At 66.0% G+C, this 23,983-nt stretch carries 26 protein-coding genes and 2 tRNA genes; 24 read left to right on the forward strand and 4 right to left on the reverse strand.

Translation table 11 applies throughout. The features are described from left to right. Position 1 precedes the first annotated feature (1 nt). From GO707_RS05225 to GO707_RS05300, 16 genes are all read left to right on the forward strand, one after another. Positions 2-1,189 carry an ABC transporter permease gene (locus GO707_RS05225; protein WP_114539470.1) on the forward strand — a complete coding sequence of 396 codons (1,188 nt, stop codon included), beginning with the start codon at positions 2-4 and terminating at the stop codon, positions 1,187-1,189. Then, positions 1,176-2,396, forward strand: coding sequence for an ABC transporter permease (locus GO707_RS05230; RefSeq protein ID WP_114539469.1), 1,221 nt, complete (start codon positions 1,176-1,178; stop codon positions 2,394-2,396). Before GO707_RS05225 ends, GO707_RS05230 begins: the two co-directional genes overlap by 14 nt. A 163-nt stretch (positions 2,397-2,559) precedes the next feature. Then, positions 2,560-2,634, forward strand: a tRNA-Val gene (locus GO707_RS05235). Between the two features lie 198 nt (positions 2,635-2,832). Continuing rightward, positions 2,833-3,648, forward strand: coding sequence for a Flp pilus assembly protein CpaB (gene cpaB / locus GO707_RS05240; protein ID WP_114539468.1), 816 nt, complete (start codon positions 2,833-2,835; stop codon positions 3,646-3,648). Beyond that, positions 3,645-4,961 (forward strand): CpaE/TadZ family protein, encoded by a 1,317-nt coding sequence (locus tag GO707_RS05245; protein ID WP_114539467.1) that lies wholly within the window; start codon positions 3,645-3,647, stop codon positions 4,959-4,961. Before cpaB ends, GO707_RS05245 begins: the two co-directional genes overlap by 4 nt. Positions 4,962-4,973: 12 nt before the next feature. Beyond that, complete coding sequence (locus tag GO707_RS05250; RefSeq protein WP_114539466.1) at positions 4,974-6,305, forward strand: CpaF family protein; 1,332 nt, start codon at positions 4,974-4,976, stop codon at positions 6,303-6,305. Further along, positions 6,269-7,255 carry a type II secretion system F family protein gene (locus GO707_RS05255; protein ID WP_157012424.1) on the forward strand — a complete coding sequence of 329 codons (987 nt, stop codon included), beginning with the start codon at positions 6,269-6,271 and terminating at the stop codon, positions 7,253-7,255. The genes GO707_RS05250 and GO707_RS05255 overlap by 37 nt, the downstream gene beginning before the upstream one ends. Further along, complete coding sequence (locus GO707_RS05260; protein ID WP_232325621.1) at positions 7,255-8,205, forward strand: type II secretion system F family protein; 951 nt, start codon at positions 7,255-7,257, stop codon at positions 8,203-8,205. Before GO707_RS05255 ends, GO707_RS05260 begins: the two co-directional genes overlap by 1 nt. A gap of 30 nt (positions 8,206-8,235) precedes the next feature. Further along, the gene (locus GO707_RS12290) at positions 8,236-8,478 is read left to right on the forward strand and encodes a class III signal peptide-containing protein (RefSeq protein ID WP_222705434.1); all 243 of its coding nucleotides are present in this window, start codon (positions 8,236-8,238) and stop codon (positions 8,476-8,478) included. Between the two features lie 23 nt (positions 8,479-8,501). Next, complete coding sequence (locus GO707_RS05270) at positions 8,502-8,666, forward strand: hypothetical protein (RefSeq protein WP_241520668.1); 165 nt, start codon at positions 8,502-8,504, stop codon at positions 8,664-8,666. Between the two features lie 14 nt (positions 8,667-8,680). Next, positions 8,681-9,196, forward strand: a complete 516-nt coding sequence (locus GO707_RS05275) for a TadE/TadG family type IV pilus assembly protein (RefSeq protein ID WP_232325605.1) — start codon at positions 8,681-8,683, stop codon at positions 9,194-9,196. Beyond that, positions 9,186-11,288 carry a molybdenum cofactor biosynthesis enzyme gene (locus GO707_RS05280; protein ID WP_114539463.1) on the forward strand — a complete coding sequence of 701 codons (2,103 nt, stop codon included), beginning with the start codon at positions 9,186-9,188 and terminating at the stop codon, positions 11,286-11,288. Before GO707_RS05275 ends, GO707_RS05280 begins: the two co-directional genes overlap by 11 nt. 3 nt (positions 11,289-11,291) lie before the next feature. Next, positions 11,292-11,732 (forward strand): hypothetical protein, encoded by a 441-nt coding sequence (locus tag GO707_RS05285; protein ID WP_022740661.1) that lies wholly within the window; start codon positions 11,292-11,294, stop codon positions 11,730-11,732. Then, on the forward strand, positions 11,732-12,178 hold the full coding sequence (locus tag GO707_RS05290) for a hypothetical protein (protein ID WP_114539462.1): 447 nt from the start codon (positions 11,732-11,734) through the stop codon (positions 12,176-12,178). The genes GO707_RS05285 and GO707_RS05290 overlap by 1 nt, the downstream gene beginning before the upstream one ends. Beyond that, complete coding sequence (locus GO707_RS05295; RefSeq protein ID WP_084280629.1) at positions 12,175-12,651, forward strand: DUF192 domain-containing protein; 477 nt, start codon at positions 12,175-12,177, stop codon at positions 12,649-12,651. Before GO707_RS05290 ends, GO707_RS05295 begins: the two co-directional genes overlap by 4 nt. Beyond that, positions 12,648-12,938: a hypothetical protein gene (locus GO707_RS05300; protein WP_114539461.1), complete on the forward strand. Its 291-nt coding sequence runs from the start codon at positions 12,648-12,650 to the stop codon at positions 12,936-12,938. Before GO707_RS05295 ends, GO707_RS05300 begins: the two co-directional genes overlap by 4 nt. On the opposite strand, the gene GO707_RS05305 is transcribed toward GO707_RS05300, so the two are convergent. Then, complete coding sequence (locus tag GO707_RS05305; protein WP_022740658.1) at positions 12,935-13,279, reverse strand: winged helix-turn-helix domain-containing protein; 345 nt, start codon at positions 13,277-13,279, stop codon at positions 12,935-12,937. The genes GO707_RS05300 and GO707_RS05305 overlap by 4 nt on opposite strands. A 28-nt stretch (positions 13,280-13,307) precedes the next feature. Next, the gene (gene thrC / locus GO707_RS05310; protein WP_114539460.1) at positions 13,308-14,882 is read right to left on the reverse strand and encodes a threonine synthase; all 1,575 of its coding nucleotides are present in this window, start codon (positions 14,880-14,882) and stop codon (positions 13,308-13,310) included. 197 nt (positions 14,883-15,079) lie between these two features. Between thrC and GO707_RS05315 the strand changes: the two genes are divergently transcribed. The 7 genes from GO707_RS05315 (at position 15,080) to GO707_RS05345 (ending at position 21,071) form a co-directional block, all read left to right on the forward strand. Continuing rightward, the gene (locus tag GO707_RS05315; RefSeq protein ID WP_232325606.1) at positions 15,080-15,361 is read left to right on the forward strand and encodes a FeoA family protein; all 282 of its coding nucleotides are present in this window, start codon (positions 15,080-15,082) and stop codon (positions 15,359-15,361) included. Positions 15,362-15,521: 160 nt separating this feature from the next. Continuing rightward, on the forward strand, positions 15,522-15,752 hold the full coding sequence (locus GO707_RS05320) for a FeoA family protein (protein WP_114539459.1): 231 nt from the start codon (positions 15,522-15,524) through the stop codon (positions 15,750-15,752). 148 nt (positions 15,753-15,900) lie between these two features. Further along, positions 15,901-18,237, forward strand: a complete 2,337-nt coding sequence (gene feoB, locus GO707_RS05325; RefSeq protein ID WP_114539458.1) for a ferrous iron transporter B — start codon at positions 15,901-15,903, stop codon at positions 18,235-18,237. A gap of 16 nt (positions 18,238-18,253) precedes the next feature. After that, on the forward strand, positions 18,254-18,556 hold the full coding sequence (locus tag GO707_RS05330; RefSeq protein WP_114539457.1) for a hypothetical protein: 303 nt from the start codon (positions 18,254-18,256) through the stop codon (positions 18,554-18,556). Positions 18,557-18,665: 109 nt separating this feature from the next. Beyond that, on the forward strand, positions 18,666-19,046 hold the full coding sequence (locus GO707_RS05335) for a metal-dependent transcriptional regulator (RefSeq protein WP_114539456.1): 381 nt from the start codon (positions 18,666-18,668) through the stop codon (positions 19,044-19,046). A gap of 100 nt (positions 19,047-19,146) precedes the next feature. After that, positions 19,147-20,091, forward strand: a complete 945-nt coding sequence (locus tag GO707_RS12710; protein WP_181869681.1) for an FtsB family cell division protein — start codon at positions 19,147-19,149, stop codon at positions 20,089-20,091. A 26-nt stretch (positions 20,092-20,117) separates the two neighbouring features. After that, positions 20,118-21,071 (forward strand): Ppx/GppA phosphatase family protein, encoded by a 954-nt coding sequence (locus GO707_RS05345; RefSeq protein WP_157012425.1) that lies wholly within the window; start codon positions 20,118-20,120, stop codon positions 21,069-21,071. Between the two features lie 117 nt (positions 21,072-21,188). On the opposite strand, the gene GO707_RS05350 is transcribed toward GO707_RS05345, so the two are convergent. Beyond that, positions 21,189-21,271: transfer RNA gene (locus GO707_RS05350), tRNA-Leu, on the reverse strand. 87 nt (positions 21,272-21,358) lie between these two features. After that, positions 21,359-22,030, reverse strand: a complete 672-nt coding sequence (locus GO707_RS05355; RefSeq protein ID WP_114539453.1) for a sortase domain-containing protein — start codon at positions 22,028-22,030, stop codon at positions 21,359-21,361. Between the two features lie 228 nt (positions 22,031-22,258). Here GO707_RS05355 and GO707_RS05360 point away from each other — a divergent pair, with 228 nt between their 5' ends. Further along, positions 22,259-23,974, forward strand: a complete 1,716-nt coding sequence (locus GO707_RS05360) for an ATP-binding protein (RefSeq protein ID WP_114539452.1) — start codon at positions 22,259-22,261, stop codon at positions 23,972-23,974. Positions 23,975-23,983: the final 9 nt, after the last annotated feature.

A 23,983-nucleotide genomic window follows, 5' to 3' on the forward strand; every position in this document is an offset into this window, starting at 1 on the left:
TATGGGCACGTTGTTCGCAAGCACGTTGCGGGCGCTCGTTCGCGAGAAGAGCCTGTTCATCTGGTCTTTGGCCTTCCCCATCCTCATGGCGACCATCTTCATGTTCATGTTCGCGAACTTGGACGGCGCCATGGAGTTCGACCCCGTGCCCACCGGCGTGGTGGCCGATGAGGCGTGGGACACGTCGCCGTTTTCGGCGGTGGCGGAGGCGCTGGGGGAAAGGGGCGACGATCAGTTGCTGGACGTGTGCCGCTTCGCCGATGGGGAGGCGGCCGCATCGGCCCTCGTCGACGGCGAGGTGATGGGGGTGTTCTCCGTCGACGAGGACGGCGAGCCGGTGCTGTCCCTGGCGCCGGGGCTGCAGATCGGCCAGACGACAGATATGGATGCTATCGATCGCAGCATCCTGGAATCGGTGGTGGGCACCTACGTGCGCGACGCCGACCTGATGACATCCATCGCCCGCGAGAACCCCGGGGCCTTCGCCGATCCGGGCCGTCTGGAGGCGCTGTTCTCGAGCGTCGATGCGACTGAGGAGGTCTCGCTCACCCACGCCGCGCCCAAGGAGTCGGTGCGCTTCTACTACGCGCTGTTCGCCATGGCGGCCCTGTTCGGCGCCCAGATCGCCGTGGTGGCCGTCTGCTGGACCCAGCCGAACCTCTCGCCGTTGGGCGCGCGGCGGGCGTTGGGGGCCATCGGGCGCACGCGCACGCTTCTGGCGACGCTTCTGGCCTGCTGGCTGCTGTCGTTCTGCTGCCTGCTCATCGCGTTTCTGTACACGCGTCTTGTCGTGGGGGTCGACTTCGCCGGCCGCGAGGGCCTGTGCGTGGCGGGACTGGGCGCCGCATCGCTGCTCGCCTGCGCCCTGGGCACGGCGCTCGGGTCACTCCCCAAGTTGGATGTGGGATCGAAGACGGGCATTCTCACCGGGGTGGTGTGCCTGCTCTCGCTGTTCACGGGGCTCTACGGCGAGCCCTGCATGGAGCTGGCCGACATGGTCTCGCGGGAATTCCCCGTGCTGGCCTCGCTGAACCCGGCGAAGGCCATCTGCGACATGTTCTACAGCCTGTACTACTACGACGGGCTGGAGGTGTTCGCGGGGAACGTGGCGCTCATCGGCCTGTTCTCGGCCGCGCTGTTCGCCGTAGGGGCCCTGTTCGTGAGGAGGCAGCGCTATGCAAGCCTGTAGATATGCCTTGGAAGTGGTGGCGAAGCATCCCATCTATCTGCTGGTGTACGTGGGCTTTTTGAGCCTCATGGGCCTGTTTATCACCAGCGGCGTGTACCCGCCGGCGACAAGTGCGGGCTACGAGTCGGCCGAGGTGCCCTTCGCGGTGATCGATCGGGATCAAAGCGACTTATCGCGCTCGGTGGCGGCGTTTCTCGAAGAGCGGGGAACGTCGGTCGAGGTGGCCGATGAGGCGCGGGCCTGCCAGGATGCCGTGGCCACGGGCTTGGTGGACTATCTGCTCATCGTGCCCGCCGGGTTCGAGGAGGGCTATCTGGCGGCGGCCCGCGACGGCGGCGACGGCCCGCGCCTTGAGACGGTGTTCAGCTTCCAATCGATGGCGGCCACGCTGGTTGATACCCAGGTGAACCAGTATCTGGGGCTGGTGCGGGCCGCGGCGGTGCTCGAGCCGGACTCCTCGCCGGAGGTGCTGGTGGCCCAGGCCGAGGCCTCCGCGCAGAAGGAGCCGCGCATCGAGGAGGTTTCCGTCCCGGGCGTGGCGGTGGGGAGCGAGGCCTTCGTATTCTATCTTATGTGGAGCGCCTACCCGCTCACGGTGGCCGTGGTGGTGTCGGTGGGCATTCTCATGGGGGCCTTCAACCGCACCGACGTGCGGCGGCGCGTTGCCGTCTCCTCCACCTCGGGCTTGGGTCTGGGGCTGCAGAAGGCGGCGGCGGGGCTCGTCGTGGCGCTTCTCGTGTGGGCCGTTATCATGGGCATCGGCCTTGTCGCATTCGGCTATTCCGCATTCACCCTCGCACCGGCCGATCTTGCCTGCGTGCTGGCGGTGGAGCTCGTGTTCGTGCTCATCCCGCTGGCCATCGCGTTTCTGCTGGGGCAGCTGGGCTGCGGCGAGAGTGTGTCGAACACCGTGGGCAACATCACCGGCATGGTGCTGACGTTTCTAGGCGGTACGTGGATCAGCCTGGATCTTATGCCCGAGGCGGTGCGCGTCGTGGCCACCTTCACGCCGGTGTACTGGCTCGGCGAGGGCCTGCGCGCGGCGGTGGGCGATGCGACGGGGTCGGCGGCGGAAGGCGTCGCGCTTGCGGTCGACGTGCTCTTGCTGTTCGCGGCGGCCATCTTCGTTACGGCGCTCGTGGCGGGCCGGATGCGCGCGACCAGCGACGACGCCGGCGGCAATGCCGCGGCCGCTGTGCCGAGGTAGCGCCGTGGGCGCCGTGCCGGGATCGCGCCGCACGCTGCGCCGTGGGCGCTGTGCCGCGAGGTACGTGGGATGCGCTATCGTCTCGGCGCCCTGCTTTCCATTTGCTCCGGCGGGGAACTTGTGGCACAATACGGACTCGCGCATTTAGGCGCGTAATATGTTCGGTCGCGTGGCGCAGCGGGAGCGCAGGTGCCTTACAAGCACAAGGTCGGGGGTTCAAATCCCTCCGCGACCACCATGAATTGAAGCAGAAAGCCCCAGGTTGCCTGGGGCTTTCTTGTTTACCCTGGCATTTCCCTTCGCCCTTGGGACGCCAGTGCGGTCGAGGATGCGACTCCATGACGGTCGGCGCGAGGAACGAAACGGGACATTCCCGCGTCATTTTTACGGTCGTGATCTTGCATGATGTCATCGTTTCCGAAAGTCAGGAGAAGCGATGGCAATCAACAAGACGAAATGGGGTGCTCTGGCCTGCGGGCTGTGCTGCGCGTTGTGCGTGGCCCTCTACTTGGCCAGCGTGCGCGGGGAGGTGGACGCGGCCCGAGCCGAGGCGCTTGAGCGCTATGGGGGCGATCAGGTGGAAGTGTGCGTGGCCAAGCGCGACTTGGCGGCGGGCGAGGTGGTGGACGCCTCGGCCGTCGTCACGAAGATGTGGGTGGCCGATCTTCTGCCCGACACTGCCGTGACTGATTCCTCCCAAATCATCGGTAAACGTCTGGGTTCGAACGTCATCAAGGGAGAAGTCCTCTGCTCCCGGCGCACCGAGATGTCCGACTCCGAACTGGCGGTGCCGGCGGGCATGGCCGCCATCAGCGTGCCGGCGCGGCCCGTGCAGGCCGTGGGCGGTTCGGTGGAGCCGGGTATGGAAGTGGACGTGTACGCCACGGGCCCCGTGTCCACGACCAAGCTGGTGGGCGGCGCTCTGATTCTGGCCACGAGCGCTGCGTCCGAATCGGGGGCGACGGCGGAGTGGGTCACGCTGGCCGTCGAGCCCGAGCGGGTGCAGGAGGTTGTGGCGGCGGCGCAGAACTTGGAACTTTATTTCGCGCTGCCGGCTTTGGGTGGCAGCACGCCATCGGACGGTTCGACGGGAGAGGGGGTTCGCGATTCGGCGCCCCAGGGGCAGGAGGCGGCAGAGCCGTCGGCTTCGGCGGAGGCGCCTTTGGAGGGCCCCGCTGCCGAGACGCCTCCCGCTTCTGGGCAACCAGCGGCGCCTGAGAATGGGGCGATGGGGGAAGGAGCGAACCTATGACGAAGCGCAAGCGTTACTTGCTCTGCGGCCACGGCGAGAGTCTGCCGATGGCGGAAGACGGCACAACCTCGCTTTCTTCGGTGCTGGAGGAGCTGGCTGTGGAAGTGTGCGCCGAGGCGGTCTCAGCTCGGCGGTGCGTCAACGAGGAGCATTTCGATTTCGTGTGGGTGTCGTGCTGTGAAGGGGCGGAGCCCATCAATCTCGCGGCGGCTTGCAAGCGCGACAGCCCGCAGACGGCCGTCTATCTTGTGACGGCGGATCGCACGGGATCGGTGGCCTCCCGGGCTCAGGCCGCCGAGCTGGACGGCATCGTGTCCCCCGCGGAGCTGGGGGAGTATTTGCTGAAAGAAGCTGCGCGCAACATCGATGGCGACAGGGGCGATGGGGAATCCGTCGCGCTGGCGCTACCCGACTCCGAAGGCGTCCGACAAGCTCTCACGACGGCAAAAACGCAGGAAGAGAATCGCGCGGGCTTTCTGCTGACGGTGGTGAGCGGGAGCGGTGGTGCGGGTAAGAGCACGGTGGCGACCCTTGCGGCCCTTCTCGGGGCTCGGCGCGGCCTGCGCACGGCGCTGCTCGACGCTGATCTGCAGTTTGGGGATCTCGCGGCCCTGATGGGAGACGCTCCGTCGGTGCCGGTTGAAGAAGTTGCGAGAACGGGAGCAGTGCCCGATGAGCTGAGTGGGGCGCCGCTGGTGCTCGTCAGCGCTCCGCGCGCCCTGGAGCGCTCGGAGGTCGTAGCGGCCTCCATGGGATCGGTCGTCGACGTCCTCGTCGCCTCCTTCGATTTCGTGATCGCGAACACGGGAGGCGGCTGGGACGACGTGCATCTCCTTCTGCTGGAACGGGCTGCCGCCTCCCTGTTCCTCGTCGACCAGCGCGCCTCCTCGGTACGTGCCTGCCGCCATGCCCTCGATTTGTGCCTGCGCTGCGGCATTGCAACGGGATCGTTTCTGCTCGCCGTGAACCGCTGCACGCGTCATGCGCCCTTCACGTCCATCGACGTGTCCAGTGCGTTGGATGGGGCCCATGTAGCGGAGCTGGCCGACGGCGGTCGCGAAGTGGAGGAGCTGCTCGGCGCGGGCATGGCGCAGAGCCTGGTAGAGGCTTCGAGCCCTTTGTGCATAAGCATCGAGGGTGTTCTCGACGAGCTGCTGCCCTTGGCTTCTCGTCCTGCAAGTGCGGGGGTGCAGGCTCCTCTCGCCCGCATCGGCTTGGCGCCCAAGGCAGACGCGGGGTTGCGGGGCAAACAGCGCAAACGCAAGGGTCGCGCGAGCCGTCGCGAGGCCGCCTTGGCCAAGGGCGCATCGTAAGGAGGTGAGGAAATGTCTCTTCTGGAATGGGTTCGCGTGGCGGAAGACGCCCGCGATCAGCAAGACGATGAGCGCGTGGCAACGGGGCTCGAGTCCTTGCGGATGGCCGTGGGCGAGCTGGTTCCCCTGGATAGGGTCGCGCTCATCGCCGTCGACAGCCCGGAGCGGGCGCGCAACGAGATCCGGGCCGCCTGCCGGAGGCTCTCGACGCGAGATCCGTGGAAGGCGCTTGCGCCCGCGGTGTTCCGCGACTTGGTGGAGGGCCTGATCAGCACGGTGTTCGGGCTCGGGCCGCTGGAGGATCTGATTGCCGACGAGACGGTGACTGAGATCATGGTCAACGGAACGGACAGCGTGTACATAGAGCGCGACGGCCGCCTGTCCCGAGCGAGCGTGAGCTTCGAGAGCGACGAGCAGGTGCGGGCGCTCATCGATCGCATTTTAGGCCCTTTGGGCCGGCGGGTCGACGAATCGTCGCCCATGGCCAGCGCCCGCTTGCCCCAGGGCCATCGCGTCAACGCGGTGCTGCCGCCGCTCTCCCTCAATGGGCCGCTGCTCACCATTCGCGCCTTCACGCGGCGCGTCATGACGCTGGCCGAGCTGAAAGCGAGAGGTTCGTTCGACGAGACGGTAGAGCAGTTTCTCATTTGGGCTGTGGGGTCGCGCCGTTCCATTGCGGTTTCCGGTGGCACGGGCAGCGGCAAGACGACGCTCTTGAACGCCCTTTCCTGCCATATCTCCCACGAGGAGCGCGTCATCACCATCGAGGATGCCGCCGAATTGAAGTTCGACGAGCACCCCCACGTGGTGCGCTTGGAAGCCCGGGCGCCCAACGCCGAAGGCACCGGCGAGGTGACCATACGGGAGTTGGTGGTGAACGCCCTGCGCATGAGGCCCGATCGCATCATCGTGGGCGAATGCCGCTCCGACGAGGCCATCGACATGCTGCAGGCCATGAACACGGGCCACGACGGATCGCTGACGACGCTGCATGCCAACGCCCCGCGCGAGGCGGTGGAGCGCCTGGTGACCATGGTGCGGTTCGCCGTGGAGCTGCCTCCCGATGCCATCGAGGCGCAGATCGGCAACGCTTTAGATCTGATCGTGCAGACGGCGCGCCGTCCTGGGGGCGCCCGCTGCATCTCCGAGATCGCCGAGGTGTCCTTCGACCACGGGCGCCGCCGCTGCGTCGTTCGCACGCTGTACCGGTGGGAAGTGGGCCAGGAAGCGGGCTTTTGGCTGGACTATCCGCAGTGGGTCGACCGGCTGGCTCCCATGGGCCTGGCGGACAGACGGGAGGTGAAGACATGGATGCGGTCGTTGGACTTGCGGCAGTCGGCGTAGTCTCGTCGGGGGCGGCGGGGTATCTGGTCGCGCGGCTTGCGACGATCCGGCACGAGCGCCTTCGCCGTACCTGGGCCCTTGCGGCCGAAGGTGGTCGGGGAGCCGCCCACCCCGGGCTTGCTTGGCGCTTGCGCCACGGGGTGTCGGGCTTGCGGCCGGTCGCCGAGGCGCTCCTGCGCCGCGAGCCGGTGCGGCGCTATGTCCTGTGGGCGCGGATGGCCTTGGAGCAGCGGGGCTATGCCTCGACGTCCGACGCCTTGCTCTCGCTGGTTCTGGGCGTTTGCCTTGCCTTGCTTGTCGCCTGCTGGGTGGTGGCCGCATCGCCGGTATTCGGGGCGGCGGTGGCGGGGTGCGCCCTGGTGGCGCTCTGCGCTGCGGTGAAGAGCGATGCAGAACGGCGCGAGGCCGCCTTGAGAGACGAGATTCCCGATGCGCTGCGCTCGTTGGGCGTGTGCTTTCGGGCGGGGCTCTCCCTCATGCAGACGCTGGAACAGACGGGCTCGGAGATGAAGGGTCCTTTGGGCGAGTTGTTCCTCTCGGCGGCCCTGGTGCTTCAGACGGGGGGCACGGCCTCGGAGGCACTGGCGCTGTTTCGTCAGCGGGCCGATGTGCCGGAACTCGCTTTCGTGGCCGTTGCCCTGGACGTGCAGCATCAGAGCGGCGGCAGTCTTGCGGCGGTGCTCGATGCGGCCCGGGAGTCGGTGGAAAGCGAGATCGACCTCGCTCGCTCTCTCAAGGTGCAGACGGCCCAGGCCCAGCTGTCGGCGCGCATCGTCACGGCGATGCCGTTCGTGCTTATCGCCCTGTTCTCGCTTATGAGCCCCGGTTTCCTCTCGCCGTTCTTCGAGAGCATGGCGGGTATGGCTCTTCTGGCGGCGGCTCTGGTCATGCAGGTGGCCGGCGTCGTCTTGGTGCATCGGATGCTGGACGCGGGCGGGAGGCGGTCGTGATGGATGTAAGTTGGGCGCAGGGAGCGGCGGCGGTCGTTGCGGTCGGCTCGGCGGCGCTGCTCGGAGGTATGGCCTCGCGCATCGTCGGGGCATGGCGGCGTCGCATCCGTCATCGCGCGGCGGTGGTGGAAGGGTCGTCCGCGCTCCAGGCCGGCCGTGCCGCAGCGGTCGGGGAAGAAGGAGTGGATGCGCGGATAGTCGCCTATGCGGTGGAGCTGTCCCAGCGGGCCCGAAGTCCGCTGTTCCGCTTCCTGTCGCCGTCGTCTCTACGGGAGCGGCCCTTGCCTGACCGTCGCTTGGCCGCAGCCGGTCTTGGCGGCGCGCTGTCGCCTGCGGGCTATGGGGAGGCGCGAGTGCGCCTGATGCTCGGCGGCGCGGTTCTCGGCGGTGCAGTGGGGCTGACGGCGACGACCGAGCTGGCGGTTCTGCTCGCTGTCATCGGCGCCGCCGCCGGGTGGAGGGCGTTGCCCTGGGCGGTGAAGCGGCGAAGTTGCCGGCGAGCCGAGGCCATGGAATGCGACTTGTCCGAGATGCTCGACGTGGTGGCGCTCGGCATGCGCAGCGGAATGTCCTTCGACCGCAGCCTCGATTTGTACACCGGGTATTTCCGCACGCAGTTGGCCGATGCGTTCCGAAGCGCCCAGCGCCAATGGGCCTGCGGCCTGGCATCGCGGCCGGAGGCGCTGCGCGAGGTGGCCGACTCCTACGCCTCCCCGCTGCTCGCCCGGGTGATCGAGAACATTGTGCGCTCCCTGCGCTTCGGCGCGACTATGGCCGACAACTTGGAGGACGCGGCGCGGGAGGCTCGCAGCGGATACAAGGCGCGTCGCCAGGAGGCGGTGGCGAAGGCGCCGGTGAAGATGATGGTTCCCACCGGCGTGCTCATCCTGCCCGCCATGCTCATGCTCGTGCTGGGGCCGGTGCTCCTGGAATTGGCGGGGGGCTTTTGAAGATGAAACGAACGAGAAAGGAAGTGCGACATGAAGAGGCTCGAATCCGTTGTGGGAAAAGTAGCGGGTGCGCGGGAGGCGGTCGATCGGCGCACACGCGCGTGGTGCGCCGCGGTGCGCTCGCGCTTGGTGGACACGCGCGGCCAGGGGACGACCGAGTACGCCATTCTCGTCGGGGTGCTCGTGGTCATTGCCATCATCGCCATCACCCTGTTCCGGCCAAAGCTGCAAGAGCTCTGGGACGCCATCGCCTCGGGAATAAACAGCCTTTAGGGAACGAGTGCGGTCAGGGCACGGTGGAGTACGCCATCGTCACGGTGGCTTTCCTATGCGTGATTGTTGCCGGGGCGGCGCTCTGGCGGGCCTTGTCCCAAGGGCTTTTCGTCGATCACGGGCTCGCCTCGGCGTCGCATCATCTCGCTGGGGCGGCCACGTGGATCGCCGATGTGCTCGTGTTTTAAGGAGGTGCGAGGCAATGGGGCGGATGGGTGCGAGGGCCCGCGATGCGCGCGGCCAGTCGACGGTGGAGGCCGCCGTGGCCCTGCCGGTGGTTTTCTTGCTCGTTCTTCTGCTCGTACAGCCGGGCATCGTGCTGTACGACCGCATGGTCATGGCCGGTGCGGCGGCCGAGGGCTGCCGGCTTCTGGCGACGAGCGACGGCGATGCGGCGACCTGCGAGGAGTACGTGCGCCGCCGCTTGGGGGCGATCCCGCCCCTCGACGTCTTCCATGTGCATGACTCCGGCTGCACATGGGAGGTGCGTTGCGAGGGCGGCGGTGCGGCGGATGTCGCGCGGGTGACCGTGCGGACGGAGGTGAGGCCGCTTCCCCTGCTGGATGGAGGGGCGACGCTGCTCGGGATGGTGAACGAGCGGGGCAACTTGGTGGTGGAGGTGACGGCGACGGCGCCGACGCGCGCCTCGTGGGCTCAGGAATCATTGAATGGCGCGAGCGTCAATGGAAAGGCAGGTGAATGGCGCCATGAAGGATAAGTCGATATTCCGCGACGAGGAGGGCTCGACGACGGCCGGCATGGCCGTGGCGCTGCTCGTCACTCTGTCGCTGCTGTTCTCAGCGGCTCAGGTGTACCGCATCCACGCCGCTGGTGCCGAGGTGCAGGAGGTGGCCGATGCCGCCGCATGCGCGGCCTTAAACCCCGTGGCCGAGTTCATGGTGGCCGTGCGCGTGGCCGATGCCGCCGTGCTGTCACTCACGCTTCTGGGTGACATTGCGTACGGGGCCGGCGTCGTCGCCCTGTGCGTCCCGCCGGCGGCGGAGTTGGGCAGCCAGCTCGTTTCGGCCGGTCAGAAAGTGATCAAGGCGCGCGACGCGTTCTCCCAGAAGGCCTGCGAGGGGCTGGAGGCGCTGCAGCGGGCGCTGCCGTTTCTCGCGGCGGCCAACGGTGCGGCGGTGGCGGCGGCCAATGGTGAGGGGAGCGGCTATGCGGCCATGGCCCTGCTGCTGCCCGGCGAGGGATCGTCTATTGCGTCAGGGGCGAGCGCGGTCGAGGAGTCCATGGAGGAGGCCGTGGAAGCGGGCAAGGGCGAGCTTGCCGAGGCGGCGTCCCGGGCCGAGGAGGCGGCGCGTGCCGCCGAGGAAGCCCGGGCTCGGGGTTTCGCCCGCGACTGCGGCGACAATCCGTCCTATTGCATGTACGAGCGCGCGGGGCGCCTCGCAGGGCTGAGCGGTGCCGATAACCCTCTGTTCGCCTCGGTGGACAGTTGGTCGTTCTCCGTGCCTCTCGAACGGGCGCGAGTCTATTACCGCGAGAGGCTGCTGAGCGAGCGTCCTGGCTCGGACTCTGCCGAGGAGCAGGCCCGCAGCGCCCTGCGCAAGCGATTCTACGCCTATGCCATAAGCGAGCTGCGCGAGGCCTTCGTCCACGAGACGGCCGACAGCTTCTCAGCGTCGTTCCCCCGCTTTCCGCGGAACATCGAGCAGATGCGGGCCACGCGGCTGTATACCGAGCCCGTCTATCCGGTGGCCGTCGATGGAGAGCTGCCGGTGATGCATGCCTGGGACGGCTGCCCGGAGGCGGGGCTCGTGGACTATTACGGGTCGGCCGAGGAGTGGGAGTCCGGTTCCTTCGAAACCTGCCCTGCCTGCAAGTTCACAGCGAGCGCCTTAGGATCGGTGGCCTCGGCCTCCACCTCCATTGACAACGGGTTCGAGTACCACTACGACGCCGTCGCCCAGGCTGCTGCCGACTACCAGAAGGCGAGAGCGGATGCTGAGCCGTTGAGTCGCGCGGCGAAGGGCAAGGCGGAGGGCCTTTTGAACGAGGTTCTGGCCGCGCTCGGTGATGCGGGCGCCTTCCGCATTAAAGCGGATCCTCCCGGAGCGGCGGGGTGCATCGCCTTCGTCGTCTCGACGGGAACGTCGGAGCCGACCGCCTTCGAGAGCGCTTTTGCGCCCTCGGGCACGCTGGGCACTCGGGCCGCGGTGTCGGCGGCGACGCTCATCCGGGACGAGGGCGAGGAGGCGTCGGTGATAGGCGACTTGCTCGACGATCTGTCGGGGTCGGGCTCTGCTCTCTCCGGCGTCGGCGGTTTGGTGCTGGACGGATGGGCCGGCGTCCTGGAGGCCTATAGCAGCGGCACCGAAGGGTTGAAAAACGGGGTGGAGGCCGTGCTTTCGGGCATACCGCTCGCCGGCTCGACGGGATTGGGAGAGTGGGCCGCCAATGGCCTTCGCGAAGGGCTCGAGGCGGTGGGCCTCGAGCCGGCCGACACGGCTCCCCTCAAGCCAGTTCTTGCCGGTACGGAAGCCGTGGCGCGCGCTGGCGGCGGCGACTGGTCAGCCCGGTACCTCTCTCTGCGCGAGCAGGCATTGGCGCGCCCCGAGGCCTCCAGCGATGCCCTCGGTTTGCTAGCGGAGCGGGTGAGCGACGAGGCCTATCAGCGCTTGGCCTCCCTGGAGATCACCCTTGCGGTTGTCGAGATTCCTCTGACAGGGGTCTCGGTTCCGTTGACGGTGACCCTCCCCGCCACCTTGGCCGAAGGAGCGACCGGACTTGTCGATGGCGCTTTCGCAGCCCTGCGCAACATCGTCGGCGCTCCGACGTATCTCGAGAGATGGGAGTGAGCTATGGACGTTCTGCGAAAGGAGCGCGGGGATGCGGGTCAGGCTACCGTCGAGCTGGCTGTCGTCCTTCCCGTGGCCATTGTGCTCGCCGTCATCGTCGTGAACGCGCTGTCGTTTTTCGAGGCATGCGCGGCTTTTGACCAGCTGGCCCGTCAAGCCATCTGCGCCTATGCTCCGTCGCCCGATGCGGGCCAGGGGCCGGCCGAGGTGGCCGCTCTTGTGGAAAGCGAGCTGGAGGGGGCTTTGGGTACTTCCAACCTGGCAATCGAGGTAACGGTTCAGGGGCGGGCAGGCTCCTATCAGCGCTATTGCGGACGTCTCTCCTTTGCCCCTACGCTTTTCGGGCTGGGGCTTAAAGACGAGGTGTTCGGTGTCTCGCTTCCGAGGCTCGTCCACGAAGTCGATCTGACGGTGGACGCCTATCGGCCGGGGGTGCTGCTCTGATGGGTGCCGGGAAGACATGGCGCCGTCGATTCGGGTGTGCCCTCGCGCTTGTCCTGGCCCCCCTGCTCGCTCTGGCTTTGGGGCAACCGATGGGGGAGGCCATGCTGCCCGGGGCGCCAGGGGAGCTTGAGCCCGACGTCGGTCTGCGCGCGGCGTGGGAGGCCCCCAACTGGTTCGCCGAGGAAGTGGTTGATGTGGACGGTCGCGAGGAGCTGCGGGCCAACGACGACTGGTCGGTGGTCTCCTTCGTTGAGGAGGGGGACGGCCTGCCCGATCGCCTCGTTGGCGAGCTGGAGGGACGCGGGTGGGCACTGGTAGCCAGCGGCCAAGAAGGAGTATGGACGGGAGTCAAGGAAGGAGGGCGGTGCTCATGGCTCGCACTCAGCTGCACATGGGTGGGCGACGTGCTATGCGTGGTCCTTCAGGTAAATGCGCCGATGGGATGAGGGGAGACGCAAAAACGGCGTTTGCGCGCCTTTGCACGGTAAGGGATGGCGATCGGGCCCCGTTCGAGGGCCGATGGGTGGTAGCTTCAAGCCCGCTTCTGCGGTTGCGCGGATTGGCGGGACGCAGGCCGGATTCTACGGTCATGGTGTTCCCGCGCTGTCGCGATGTGCACACGCTGACGATGCGGCATCCTCTGGACGTTGCCTTTCTCGACAGGAGGGGCCGGGTGATAGCGGTTCATCGTCTCGTGCTGCCGGGGGCGCGCCTGCGTTGCGGTCGAGCCTGGGCGGTAGTGGAGCGCTTTGCCCGGCCGGGGCCCTGGTTCGTCCGAGGCGATGTGTGCCTGCTCCCCGATGCTCCGCGACGCAGAAAGCCGAGGGCGCCCGCTCTCGCAAGAACTCAGGCCGCTCCGGAAACGTCGGGCGGCAGAGGAGCGGTTAAGAACGAAACCAAGAGAAGGAGACATCGATGAAAATCTGCCCAGTTTGCGAGAGCACCCTGTTCGATGACATGGATACGTGCTTCGGGTGCCTGTACCGTTTCGGCAGCGATCCGGCTCTCGAGGCCGCTCGCTCTGCAGCGGCGGTGCCCTGGCCCGTAGATGGCGGGGAGGGGGATCGTGCTGGCGGGGGCGGCGAAGGCGGTTCTGCCGCCCCCGCCGCCCAGGAGATGAGCGTTCCTGGCTGGCGTCTGCGCGTGCGCTCCGAGGGGCTTCAGCCCCGGGGGAGTTCGCTTACCATAGAGATCGAGCCCGTCTAGCGGGTCATCTCCTTGAAGAGACGATCGGCCTCGGCTGAGAGGTGCTCCTCGATGGCCAGGTAGGCATCGAGGAGGCGGTTTCCGTCCTCGGTGAGCGTGGAGCCGTGAGCCCCGTCGCGCAGAAGGAGCTGCACGTCGAGCGTCTCCTCGGTGTCTTTGATGATGCGCCAGGCCTTGCTGTAGGCCATGCGCATGCCCTTGGCGGCCGCGTTGAGGGAGCCCATCTCGCGCACGCCCAGGCAGAGCTTGGCGATGCCCGGTCCGAAGGCGGACTTGTTCTCGGAAGAGGGGTTCGCCACGGTGAGGCGGACGGTGGTGGAGAGGTTCTTCAACTGGCCCATGGTGGCATCGCTTCCGTTCTCGGGAGGCCTAGCGGGCGAGGAACGCCTCGGCGGCGCCCTCGATGGCCTCGACGTCGTTGTCGATTACTTCGGTGAATCGTACTTGCATTGTATCCAAGTTGGCAAGTCCGGCGGGGATGTGATGCTTGCCCGTTTCCTCGGCGATGAGCTTGTTCAGCTCGCAACCGGTGAGCGCGGCCACGGCCGCGGGCAGCTCGCCAGAAGGCTCGATGCCGTGAAGCGCCCGGTAGACGTTGTTGCCGAATTTTGCCCAGTGGGCCGTGGAGGCGATGAGGACGGGGTTCTCGCCGCGCAGGTTCTGAGCGGCGGCGTAGGCCACGGCGGTGTGGGGATCCAGCAGGTAGTCGTGGGCGTCGAGCACTTCGCGGATGGTGGCGAGACAGGTGGCGTTGTCCACGGAGTCGGCGCTGAAGTTCTCCCGCACGCGGCGGAACGTCTCGGCGTCTACACGGAAGCAGCGGGCGTCGGCCAGATCGGCCATCCACTGGCGAATAGCCTCGCCATTGCGGCCCGTCAGTTCGAAGAGCTGGCGCTCGAGGTTGGAGGAGACGAGAATGTCCATCGAGGGAGAGGAGGTGAGAATGAACTCGCGGTCGGAGATGTCGTAGGTGCCGGTGTTGATGAAGTCGGTGAGCACGCGGTTGTCGTTGCTGGCGCACAGCAGCCGTTCGATGGGCGCACCGATTTGCTTGGCGTACCAAGCGGCCAGGATGTTGCCGAAGTTGCCCGTGGGAACGCACACGTCGATGGGGCATCCGGCTTCGATCTTGCCCGCAGCCACGAGTTCGGCATAGCTGGAGATGTAATAGACCACCTGAGGCAGCAGCCGCCCCCAGTTGATGGAGTTGGCGCTGGAAAGGGCGATGCGGTACTCGTTCAGCAGCTTCTCGGTGAACTTCTCGTCGGCAAAGGTTCGCTTGACGCCGGTCTGGCAGTCGTCGAAATTGCCGCGCACGGCCCACACCTGCACGTTGTCGCCGGTGGTGGTGACCATCTGCTTGCGCTGGATGTCGCTCACGCCGCCATCGGGGAACAGCACGCCGATGGAGACGCCGTCTACGCCCTTGAAACCCTCCAGGGCGGCCTTGCCAGTGTCGCCGGAGGTGGCCACGAGGATCATGAACTCGTGATCGAGCGTTCCCTCCTCGCGCAGCTTCTCGGCGCTGGCCGAGAAAAAGTGGGGCAGGCACTGCAGGGCCATGTCCTTGAAGGCGCTCGTCGGCCCGTGCCACAGCTCCAGGATGTGGGTGCTCTCGTCCAGCGAGGTAATGGGGCAGATGGCCTCATCATCGAAATTGTCGCCATAGGCGCGGCCCATGAGCTCGTCGATGGCCTCGTCGGGCAGATCGACGTTGAACGCCTTGTAGATGGCGGCCGCCCGCTGGGCGTAGGGGAGACGCGCCAGAGCGCAGATCTCGTCAAGGCTCAGCGTCGGCAGCTCTTCGGGAACGTAGAGACCGCCGCCTTGGGCCAGGCCGTTGATGACGGCTTGGGTGAAAGGCACCGGCTCGCCGGCTGCTCCACGCGTGTCCACGTACAGGTTCTGGCCGAACGAGGCGGCCCGATCGATGCGTTGCGCCATGAATCATCCTTCTTCAAAGAGGTCAGATAGGATAAAGGATACCACGTCGCCCGCTCTTTGGCGGGGCGTTTCAGACGGACTGTGCGAGTTTCGCGCTCACGGAACAAAGTATGAAAAAGTAAACTTTTAGGGTTTACATAGTCTAACTTTTGGCTACAATACAATGTTGCATGCATCTAACATTGATTGGAGTCATCATGAGCAATGCGATGGTTATGGAGAGCGCCGTCTGCCGGGCCAGCAGCGTGGGCGCGTCGTGCCAGCCGATGCCGCTGACGTTCCTGCGTCGCGGCGATGCCGCTCAAGTTGTCCGCGTGCGGGGGAAGGGCGATGTGCACCATCATCTCGAGAACCTCGGGTTCGTCGAGGGAGCGAAGGTGTCCGTCGTTTCCGAGCAGGCAGGAAACTTCATCGTGGAGATCAAGGGCGCGAGTGTGGCGCTCGATAAATCGGTGGCCGCGAAGATCATCGTTTCATAAGAAGAAGGCACGCCCGTCGCGCTCCCGCAAAGATGGGCGTCAAGGGGCGATCGCGTCGTCGCGCGATCGCAATGACGGACGCCGCGGGGCGCCTACGTTGTCGTACCGACTCGTACCGACCCAATCAACCGGAATCGCCGAGAGGACAGAAAGGAAGAACATGGCTGAGGACAAGACCCTGCGCGATGTGCCCGTGGGGCAATCGGCGACGGTGCGCCGCCTGGTGGGCGAGGGCGCCATCAAGCGCCGCATCATGGATATGGGCATCACCAAGGGCACCGATATCTACGTGCGCAAGGTGGCGCCTTTGGGAGACCCCATCGAGGTGACTGTCCGCGGGTTCGAGTTGTCGCTTCGCAAGGACGAGGCGCAAAACGTGCTCGTATCCTAGGGGAACCGCACCCCCCTGCGCCCGAGGGCGCATTTTTTCTCCCCTCTAGTTAGATTTATCTAACTTCTGTCTTCGCCGCGGCGCGCATTGGGAGGCGCGAGAAGGGCCCGGCGAACAACGGTTTTTTTTGGAGAAGGAAAGGCTGATCATGGCTATCAACATTGCGCTTGCCGGCAACCCCAATTGCGGCAAGACGACCATGTTCAACGATCTGACCGGCGCGAACCAGTATGTGGGAAACTGGCCCGGCGTGACCGTTGAGAAGAAGGAGGGCCGCTACCGCGCCGATAAGGAGGTGGTCATCACCGACCTGCCCGGCGTGTACTCGCTCTCGCCCTACACCCCCGAGGAGATCGTCACCCGCGACTACCTCATGAGCGGCAAGCCCGACGCGGTCATCAACCTGGTGGACGCGACGAACCTCGAGCGCAACTTGTACCTCACCACCCAGATCATCGATTTGGGCATCCCCACGGTCGTGGCCCTCAACATGATGGACCTCGTGGAGAAAAACGGCGACAAGATCGACGTGGACGCCCTCGCGAAGCGCCTGGGCTGCCCTGTCGTGGAGACCTCCGCGCTCAAAGGCCGCGGTATGGAAGACGTGGTGAAGACCGCCATCGAGGCGGGCAAGAAGGGGACCGTCCCGGCGACCACCCTGCGCTTCACCGATGATGTGGAAGAGGCCCTGGCCCAGGTCATCGACGTGGCTGGCGCGGCCATCAAGGGCCGCCACGCCCGCTGGTACGCCATCAAGCTCCTCGAAGGCGAGCAGCTCACCATCGATAAGCTGAACCTGCCGGCTGCCGCGCTCTCGAAGATCGCCGCCATCCGCGACCGCCTGGAGGAGGCCGAGGACGACGACGCCGAGTCCATCATCACCAACGAGCGTTACGACAACATCACCGACGTCTGCGACGCCTGCGTGAAGAAGTCGCCCAAGGCGATGACCACCACCCAGAAGATCGACCGCATCGTCACCAACCGTATTCTCGGCATTCCGATCTTCATCGTCATCATGTTCCTGGTTTACTACATTTCGGTGTCCACCGTGGGCACCATCGTGACCGACTGGGCCAACGACGGCCTGTTCGGCGACGGCTGGCTCTACACCGGCACCGAGCAGTACGAGGCCGCCGTCGAGGAGTTCGAGGGCATCCTTGAAACCGACGAGGGCGTGGCCGCCTTCGAGGCCGGCGAGCTGGAGGAGCCCGACCCGGCCGACTACGGCTTCTACCACGTGGGCGTGCCCGTCGTGGTGGGCGGCTGGCTGGAGTCCATCGGCGCCGCTCCCTGGGTGCAGTCCCTGGTGCTCGACGGCATCATCGCCGGCGTGGGCGCCGTCATCGGCTTCATCCCGCAGCTGATCGTGCTGTTCATCCTGCTGGGCTTCTTGGAAGGCTGCGGATACATGGCCCGCGTCGCCTTCATCATGGATCGCGTGTTCCGCCGCTTCGGTCTGTCCGGCAAATCCTTCATCCCGATGCTCATCGCCTCCGGCTGCGGCGTGCCCGCGGTCATGGCCACCAAGACCATCGAGAACGAGAAGGATCGCCGCATGACCATCATGACGACCACGATGATCCCCTGCGGCGCCAAGCTGCCCATCATCGCGCTCGTCTTCGGCGCTCTGGCCGGCGGCGACTACGAGGCCACCTGGTGGGTCGCCCCCGTCTTCTACTTCCTGGGACTGTTCGCCATCATCCTGTCCTGCATCATCCTGAAGAAGTTCCGCGCCTTCGCCGGCGAGGTGGCCCCCTTCATCATGGAGCTTCCCCAGTACCACCTGCCCACGGTGAAGAACGTGCTGCTTTCCATGTGGGAGCGCGTGCGCAGCTACGTGGTGAAAGCCGGTACCATCATCTTCCTGTCCTCCATGGTCATCTGGTTCCTGCTGAACTTCGGCTTCTACGAGGGCTCCTTTGGCCTGCTCGACCCCGAGGTTGACGATTACATCCAGTACAGCCTCATGGCCGGCCTCGGCAACCTGCTCGCCTGGATCTTTGCGCCGCTCGGCTTCGGCAACTGGGAGTCCACCGTCACTTCCATCACGGGCCTGGTGGCCAAGGAGAACGTCGTGGCTACCGTGGGCGTCATCACGAGCCTCGGCGAGGAGATCGGCGAGACCGACCCGTCGCTGTGGGCCGCGTTTGCCGCCATGCTCGGCGGCAGCTCGGCGGCTATCATGGCCTTCTGCGCCTTCAATCTGCTGTGCGCGCCGTGCTTCGCGGCCATCGGCACCATCCGCCGCCAGATGATGTCGGCGAAGTGGACCTGGGCCGCTATCGGCTACATGTGCGCCTTCGCCTGGTGCGTCGGTCTTATGATCTACCAGTTCGGCGGCCTGATCGCCGGCGAGATCACCTTCGGTCCGTTCACGGCCCTGGCCATCGTGGTGGCTGCGGGCATGTTGTACCTGCTGTTCCGTCCGGCCGCCAAGCCCAAGGGTGCGGGCAAGCTTGAAACGGCGAGCAAGAACGCCTAAGTCGTAAGGAACTATCATGCAAGAGCTCAGCCTCAATTTCCCCACCGTTGTCATCCTTCTGGTCATCCTGGCCCTGGCGGTGCTCGCCATCCGGCGCATGACGCGCCGCGGCCTGTGCGACTGCGGCGACCACTGCGGCGATGGGGAAGGGGGCTGCGCCGGCTGCTCCCACTGCGCCTCTGCCGGCCGACCGGATACTTCGGGTGGTGCGGATGCCGCGGGCGCGGGAGACGTGGTGCCCCCATGCTGCCAGGCGGCGGAGGCCATGGCCCAAGCCGCCGCCAAGGCCGTGGAGGGAAAGGCCCCGCGCCGTCCGTAACCGTTTGGCGAAGACAATGTGAAAGAGGCTCGGAAGTTTCGGCTCCGAGCCTCTTTTTTCTTCGCGCGCCGTGCTATGATGATCTGACTTGTTCGATAAGGAGATTGCTGTGGTGAAAACGTCCATGTCCCACGAGGATTATCTCGAGGCCATCGTCATGCTTGGCGGCACGACCGACGCGCCCGTGCGCTCGGTGGATGTGGCCAACAAGCTGGGCGTTTCCAAAGCGTCGGTGAACAAGGCCATCTCCGCTCTGAAGGAGCAGGAGCTGGTCGTGCAACCGCATTACGGCGACATCACGCTGACCGAGGCGGGCTACGCCTACGGCCAGTCGGTGCTCGACCGCCATCGCATGCTCTTCGACTTTCTGACCAAGGCCCTGGGAATCGAACCCGAGGTGGCGGAAGTCGAGGCCTGCCAGATGGAACACGCCATCAGCGATGCCTCCTTCGAGAAATGGGGCGCGTTCGTCCGCAGCCTCGACTTGTGAGCAAGGGGCGCCTCGGCGCCCGACCGATAAACCTACCCGCTTTCGACTGACTACCCGCACTAGAAACGAACCCCGGCAGCGAAAGGACGAGCGAGCTCCCGTGCCACGACAGGCGAATATCGTTTCCTTCGACACAGCGCGACGCGTTGCGTCCGATCGCCGTGCGCGGCAGACGGGTGCGACGGCCGTGCGCGCCCATGCCGGACGTTTTGCCGACGACCCAGATTTCGAGGTGCGCGTGTCCGGTCGAGCCGCAAGCGCCGGGCGCTCTTCGGCCCGGTCGTTCGCCGCGCCGGCATCTGGTTCTCGCTACGCGCCCCTTTCCATGAGCGACGCCCACCGCGGGCCGGGCTCTTTGGAATCGCGCGGAGCCGCACGAGCCGCGGACGTCGACGACGAGGAGCTGGAGGCGCCTTTGGGCCCCTTGGGGCGTCTGACCTCCCGTTTCGGCAAGAAGCGCCGTCAGCGCGCCAAGGAGCGGGCGGGGCGCGCCTATTACCGCCAGTACGAGGCGGGCAAGCCCTCAGACGCTTCCCAGGCCGGCCCGCGCGCCGCTGTGTACAAAGGGGAGATGGGCGCGTCCCACCGCCGCTCGTCCCGCATGCAGCAGAAGGAGGCGGGCGCATCCAGGCGCGTCAAAATGCCCGAGGCCAAGCCCCCCTTCTTCACCCGGGCACCTTTCATCGTCACCTGCGCCACGGTGCTGTGCCTGGGGCTGGGGGCGGCCTTCCTCTACGGGCCGGCCCAGCAGCTCTACACCGATATCCGCGAGCGCGACCGCCTCGCTGCCGAGTACGAGGCCGTCACGGAGCGCAACGCCGCCATCGAGGCGTCGGTGGATGCCCTTTCCACCGAGGCCGGCATCGAGGACGCGGCCCGCACGCAGCTCGGCTGGGTGCACGAGGGCGAGCATGCCGTGTCCGTGAGCGGACTGGCCGAAAAGGACGAGGCCTCCGAGTTCCGTGGCAATATCGTATCCGAGGACATCACTGCCCCGGATACCTGGTACTCCGACCTCCTCGATCCGATCTTCGGCGTGGAGTAGATCCGAACCGTTAAGAGGAGCATGCCATGACCTATGCTGACGGGCGCTATGGGGCCCTGGATATCGGGACGGTGACCTGCCGTCTTCTTGTGGCAGACGTGGAAGACGGACGCATCATCGATGTGGATAAGGAGTACGCCATCACCGATCTGGGCGTGGGCGTGGACGCTACGGGGCGCCTGTCCGAGGCGGCTATCGAGCGGGTGCTCGCCTGCGTGGATCGCTACTTGGAGGTGCTCGCACGCTACGATGCTCCCGAGCATCCCGTGCGACGGCTCATCGCCATGGCCACCTCCGCCTCCCGCGATGCCGAAAACGGGCCGGAGTTCGCGGCCCGCTTGGCAGAGCGCGGCGTCACGCTGGCGGTGATCCCCGGCTCCCGTGAGGCGCAGCTCACGTTCTTGGGCGCCTCCAGCGATTTCCCCGACGAGAAGCTGCTCGTCGTCGATATCGGTGGCGGTTCGACGGAGGTGGTGGCTGGGAGCTTCGGCACCGATCCGGTGGCCTCCCGCTCCTTCGATATCGGCTGCCGTCGCGTGACGGAGCGGTTCTTCCACGACGATCCGCCGACGCCGGGCCAGATGGACGCGGCCCGTCAGTGGATTCGCGAGGCCATGGCGCCGTATTTCGAAGGCTTGGCCGACATCGGCTTTGCCATCGATCGCGTGGTGGCCGTGGCCGGTACGGCCACGAGCGTCGTGAGCATTCGCGAGGCTATGGAAACCTACGACTCCTCCCGCGTGCACAAGGCCGTCGTCACTGCCGATGAGCTGCGGACCATCGAGGAGCGTCTGGCCGCCGAGCCGCTGGAAGAGCGCAAGGCTACGGTGGGCCTCGACCCGAAGCGCGCCGGCGTCATCGTGGCCGGATTCGTCATTTTGGAAGAGGTGCTGGCCTTGGCCGGCGCGTACGCCTACACGGCCAGCGAATCGGACATCCTCCACGGCATGATCTTCGAAGCCGCTCGGGAAATCTCGTAGGGGGCGACCTCGGTCGCCCCTCCTCGAGAACGACCATAGCGCTTGATGAGGGCAGACCAAGGTCTGCCCCTACGGAAGGGGCGACGAAGAGCTGCAAAATTTCCGTTGTTGTAAGGCTGGTAGGGGCGGTGGGACTCGAACCCACAATCCGAAGAGGCGGATTTTAAGTCCGCTGCGTATGCCAATTCCGCCACGCCCCCGCGTGTCGAACGCCGTCCGATGACGGCGAATGTACGCATGATACCACGACACGAGAGCGCTTCGCGCGACGTTCGCGCCCCTCGTCCCTAGCGGGCCATAACGCAGCGCACCCGCTGGTTGTCTCCGGTGCAGGTCTGCAGAGTGATGGTCTCGCCGGTGGGCGCGATGCGGCCCTCGTAGACGAAGTAGTTCGAGCCGTTGGGTAGAAAGAGCGTGTCGAAGACGTAGTAGGTGCGCGAGGCGCCGTCGTCGTCGAACACGGTGATCTTATCGCCGATATCTAGGTCCATGACGCGCTCGAAGACGCCGGGGTTGTGCCCGATGAAGTAGGTGTTCGCGTTGTCGGAGACGCACCCGGTGCCCACCCAGGTGCTCGCGTATCCGTCGGGCGCGGTAATGTCGGCCGGCTCGCCCTGGCGGTAGGGCACTTCCTCGCCGAGGAAGCAGATGAGGCTGCTTGCGGAATCGGGCGTTCCGTCGTCGTCGCCTGCGGGCGCGGGCTCGGCCTGGCGCGCCGCTTGAAGGGCCTGCTCAGTCAGCACGTCCTGGCTCGCCTCGTCCAAGCGGTGGGTCCATACCCACAAGGTGTCGCACACGCCCTGGCCGAAGCGCCCCGTGAAGCGGAAAGGCGGCACCTCGCTTTCGTCCCCTTGGGGCGCTGCGGCTCCAAGCATGATGGACAGCCCCAGACACACCGCGAGAACCAGGGCCGAGGCCCGGGTCGTCTTTCGCGATGCGAAGAGGGGGCGAATGCTCACGATGGGGTGCCTTTCTTGCCGAAGAGTTTTCTCGATGCGGGTCGGCGCGCAGCTTGCAAGGACGCGCTGAACCTGTCATCTCTACTTTATCGACTTCCCGTCAGGATTTCCACCCTCTATCCCTTAATATCCTGTTAACCGAAACCTTAGGCAAAACTTAGGCTGCGGTGCACAGGCGTCGGGTTACCATGGGAACTTGGAGAATCTTGTCGGTGCGAGGGGGTGGCCATGAAGATACGCAATATCAGCTTGCGGGTAGTGTCGCTGCTCGTGCTCACCTTCGTGTTCGTGGTGGCCACGGCGGTGTTCACCGTTTTCGACATCCGCACTCAGACGGAGAACATGGAAACCTCCCTCGCCGAGGAGGCGCGCACCTTCGCTCGGGAGATGGACGCCGTGTGGGAGTTCATGGACAACTCCCAGTACACCATCAACAATACCACGACCGGCGTCTACGAGTTCAAAGGGCTGCACTGCGCCATCGTCGGCAAGAGCGTCGGTGCCATCTTCTCGGCGGGCAACAACTACTCCATCCGCTACACGAACTTCGAGCCGCGCCGGGCCCAGGACAAGCCCGATGCCTTCGAAGCTGAGGCGCTGACCCTGTTCAACGAGCAAAAGGAAACCCAGGAGTTCTTCCGCATCGTGAGCGACGATCCGGCTGAGGTCAATCGCGCCCAAACCTCGGCCGATGACGGCGCCGCGCAGTTCCGCTACGTTCAGGCGCTGCGGGTGAACGAGAGCTGCCTGGAATGCCACGGCGAACCGGCCGGGGAGATCGACATCACCGGGTTTCCCAAGGAGGGCTGGACGCTGGATTCCATCGGGGGCGCCATCAGCATCGTCATTCCGCTGGAACAGCAGTACCAGGCGCTGCGCGAGAACGTCATTCGCGACGTGGGGTTCTTCCTGCTTTTGGCCACCTTCATCGGACTGGTGGTCTTCGGGCTCATGACCGTGTTCGTGCTGCGGCCCCTGGAGGCCATGAAGCGGGCCTTCGGGGAAGTGGGCGAGGGCCGGCTCGCGCAATCCATGGACGATGCGGGCACGGCGCGGGAGATGGCGAGCCTTATCGACCGCTTCAACGCCATGGCCCGCGAGCTGCGCATCACCTATGAGGGGCTAGAAGAGCAGGTGGAGGCCCGCACCCAGGATCTGCGCCGCGCCAACGAGGAGCTGGCCGCCCAGCGCGACAGCCTGGAGGCCTTAAGCGAGAAACTGGCGAAGGAATCCCAGGTGAAGAGCGACTTGCTCTCCATGGTGAACCACGAGCTGCGCACGCCGCTCACCTCCATCATCACGCTGGCGCAGATCGCGCTGGAATCGGGCGGGGCTGATGCGGAGGAGCGGCGCAGCTGGGAGGAGGTGCGCAAGTCCAGCTCGGTGCTTCTGGGGATGATCAACGACATGCTGGACATCGCGCGGTCGGACGCGGGGGCCATGGCGGTGTCCATGGAGCTGATGGACTTGGGCGACATCGTGGCGTCGGCCCAGGGAACCATCGGCCCTCTGGCCGTGGGGGCGCGGGTGACGCTGACGACGACGGTGGCGCCGGACGTGCCGCTTGTTTCCGGCGATTACGAGAAGATGCTGCGCATTTTGGAGAACTTGGGCAGCAATGCGGTGAAGTTCACGCCGGCCGGGGGCACCGTGGCCATCACCGCGATGCGGGAGGAGGCCACGGGAGATGTGCTGGTGACGGTGTCCGATGACGGCATCGGTATCGCGCCGGAGAACCAGGAGCGCATCTTCGAGCGGTTCTTCCAGGTGGACAGCTCCGCGACGCGCATCTACAGCGGCAGCGGACTGGGGCTCGCCCTCGTGCGCGAGTACGCCGTGGCCCAGGGGTATACGGTGACGGTGGAAAGCGTGCTGGGGGAGGGAAGCGCGTTCACCGTGCGCATTCCCGTCGCGGCCGTGGTAGAGTTGGACGAGGACGAATAAGCGGGCCGG

This window comes from Adlercreutzia rubneri (genome assembly GCF_009755265.1).
Taxonomy (GTDB): Bacteria; Actinomycetota; Coriobacteriia; order Coriobacteriales; family Eggerthellaceae; genus Adlercreutzia; species Adlercreutzia rubneri.

What these genes read in the sequence shown, in the direction of transcription:
- GO707_RS05225 (WP_114539470.1), top strand. Translation starts at nt 2, where the DNA reads ATGGGCACGTTGTTCGCAAGCACGTTGCGGGCGCTCGTTCGCGAGAAG.
- GO707_RS05230 (WP_114539469.1), top strand. Translation starts at nt 1,176, where the DNA reads ATGCAAGCCTGTAGATATGCCTTGGAAGTGGTGGCGAAGCATCCCATC.
- cpaB (WP_114539468.1), top strand. Translation starts at nt 2,833, where the DNA reads ATGGCAATCAACAAGACGAAATGGGGTGCTCTGGCCTGCGGGCTGTGC.
- GO707_RS05245 (WP_114539467.1), top strand. Translation starts at nt 3,645, where the DNA reads ATGACGAAGCGCAAGCGTTACTTGCTCTGCGGCCACGGCGAGAGTCTG.
- GO707_RS05250 (WP_114539466.1), top strand. Translation starts at nt 4,974, where the DNA reads ATGTCTCTTCTGGAATGGGTTCGCGTGGCGGAAGACGCCCGCGATCAG.
- GO707_RS05255 (WP_157012424.1), top strand. Translation starts at nt 6,269, where the DNA reads ATGGATGCGGTCGTTGGACTTGCGGCAGTCGGCGTAGTCTCGTCGGGG.
- GO707_RS05260 (WP_232325621.1), top strand. Translation starts at nt 7,255, where the DNA reads ATGGATGTAAGTTGGGCGCAGGGAGCGGCGGCGGTCGTTGCGGTCGGC.
- GO707_RS12290 (WP_222705434.1), top strand. Translation starts at nt 8,236, where the DNA reads ATGAAGAGGCTCGAATCCGTTGTGGGAAAAGTAGCGGGTGCGCGGGAG.
- GO707_RS05275 (WP_232325605.1), top strand. Translation starts at nt 8,681, where the DNA reads ATGGGGCGGATGGGTGCGAGGGCCCGCGATGCGCGCGGCCAGTCGACG.
- GO707_RS05280 (WP_114539463.1), top strand. Translation starts at nt 9,186, where the DNA reads ATGAAGGATAAGTCGATATTCCGCGACGAGGAGGGCTCGACGACGGCC.
- GO707_RS05285 (WP_022740661.1), top strand. Translation starts at nt 11,292, where the DNA reads ATGGACGTTCTGCGAAAGGAGCGCGGGGATGCGGGTCAGGCTACCGTC.
- GO707_RS05290 (WP_114539462.1), top strand. Translation starts at nt 11,732, where the DNA reads ATGGGTGCCGGGAAGACATGGCGCCGTCGATTCGGGTGTGCCCTCGCG.
- GO707_RS05295 (WP_084280629.1), top strand. Translation starts at nt 12,175, where the DNA reads ATGAGGGGAGACGCAAAAACGGCGTTTGCGCGCCTTTGCACGGTAAGG.
- GO707_RS05300 (WP_114539461.1), top strand. Translation starts at nt 12,648, where the DNA reads ATGAAAATCTGCCCAGTTTGCGAGAGCACCCTGTTCGATGACATGGAT.
- GO707_RS05305 (WP_022740658.1), bottom strand. Translation starts at nt 13,279, where the DNA reads ATGGGCCAGTTGAAGAACCTCTCCACCACCGTCCGCCTCACCGTGGCG.
- thrC (WP_114539460.1), bottom strand. Translation starts at nt 14,882, where the DNA reads ATGGCGCAACGCATCGATCGGGCCGCCTCGTTCGGCCAGAACCTGTAC.
- GO707_RS05315 (WP_232325606.1), top strand. Translation starts at nt 15,080, where the DNA reads ATGAGCAATGCGATGGTTATGGAGAGCGCCGTCTGCCGGGCCAGCAGC.
- GO707_RS05320 (WP_114539459.1), top strand. Translation starts at nt 15,522, where the DNA reads ATGGCTGAGGACAAGACCCTGCGCGATGTGCCCGTGGGGCAATCGGCG.
- feoB (WP_114539458.1), top strand. Translation starts at nt 15,901, where the DNA reads ATGGCTATCAACATTGCGCTTGCCGGCAACCCCAATTGCGGCAAGACG.
- GO707_RS05330 (WP_114539457.1), top strand. Translation starts at nt 18,254, where the DNA reads ATGCAAGAGCTCAGCCTCAATTTCCCCACCGTTGTCATCCTTCTGGTC.
- GO707_RS05345 (WP_157012425.1), top strand. Translation starts at nt 20,118, where the DNA reads ATGACCTATGCTGACGGGCGCTATGGGGCCCTGGATATCGGGACGGTG.
- GO707_RS05360 (WP_114539452.1), top strand. Translation starts at nt 22,259, where the DNA reads ATGAAGATACGCAATATCAGCTTGCGGGTAGTGTCGCTGCTCGTGCTC.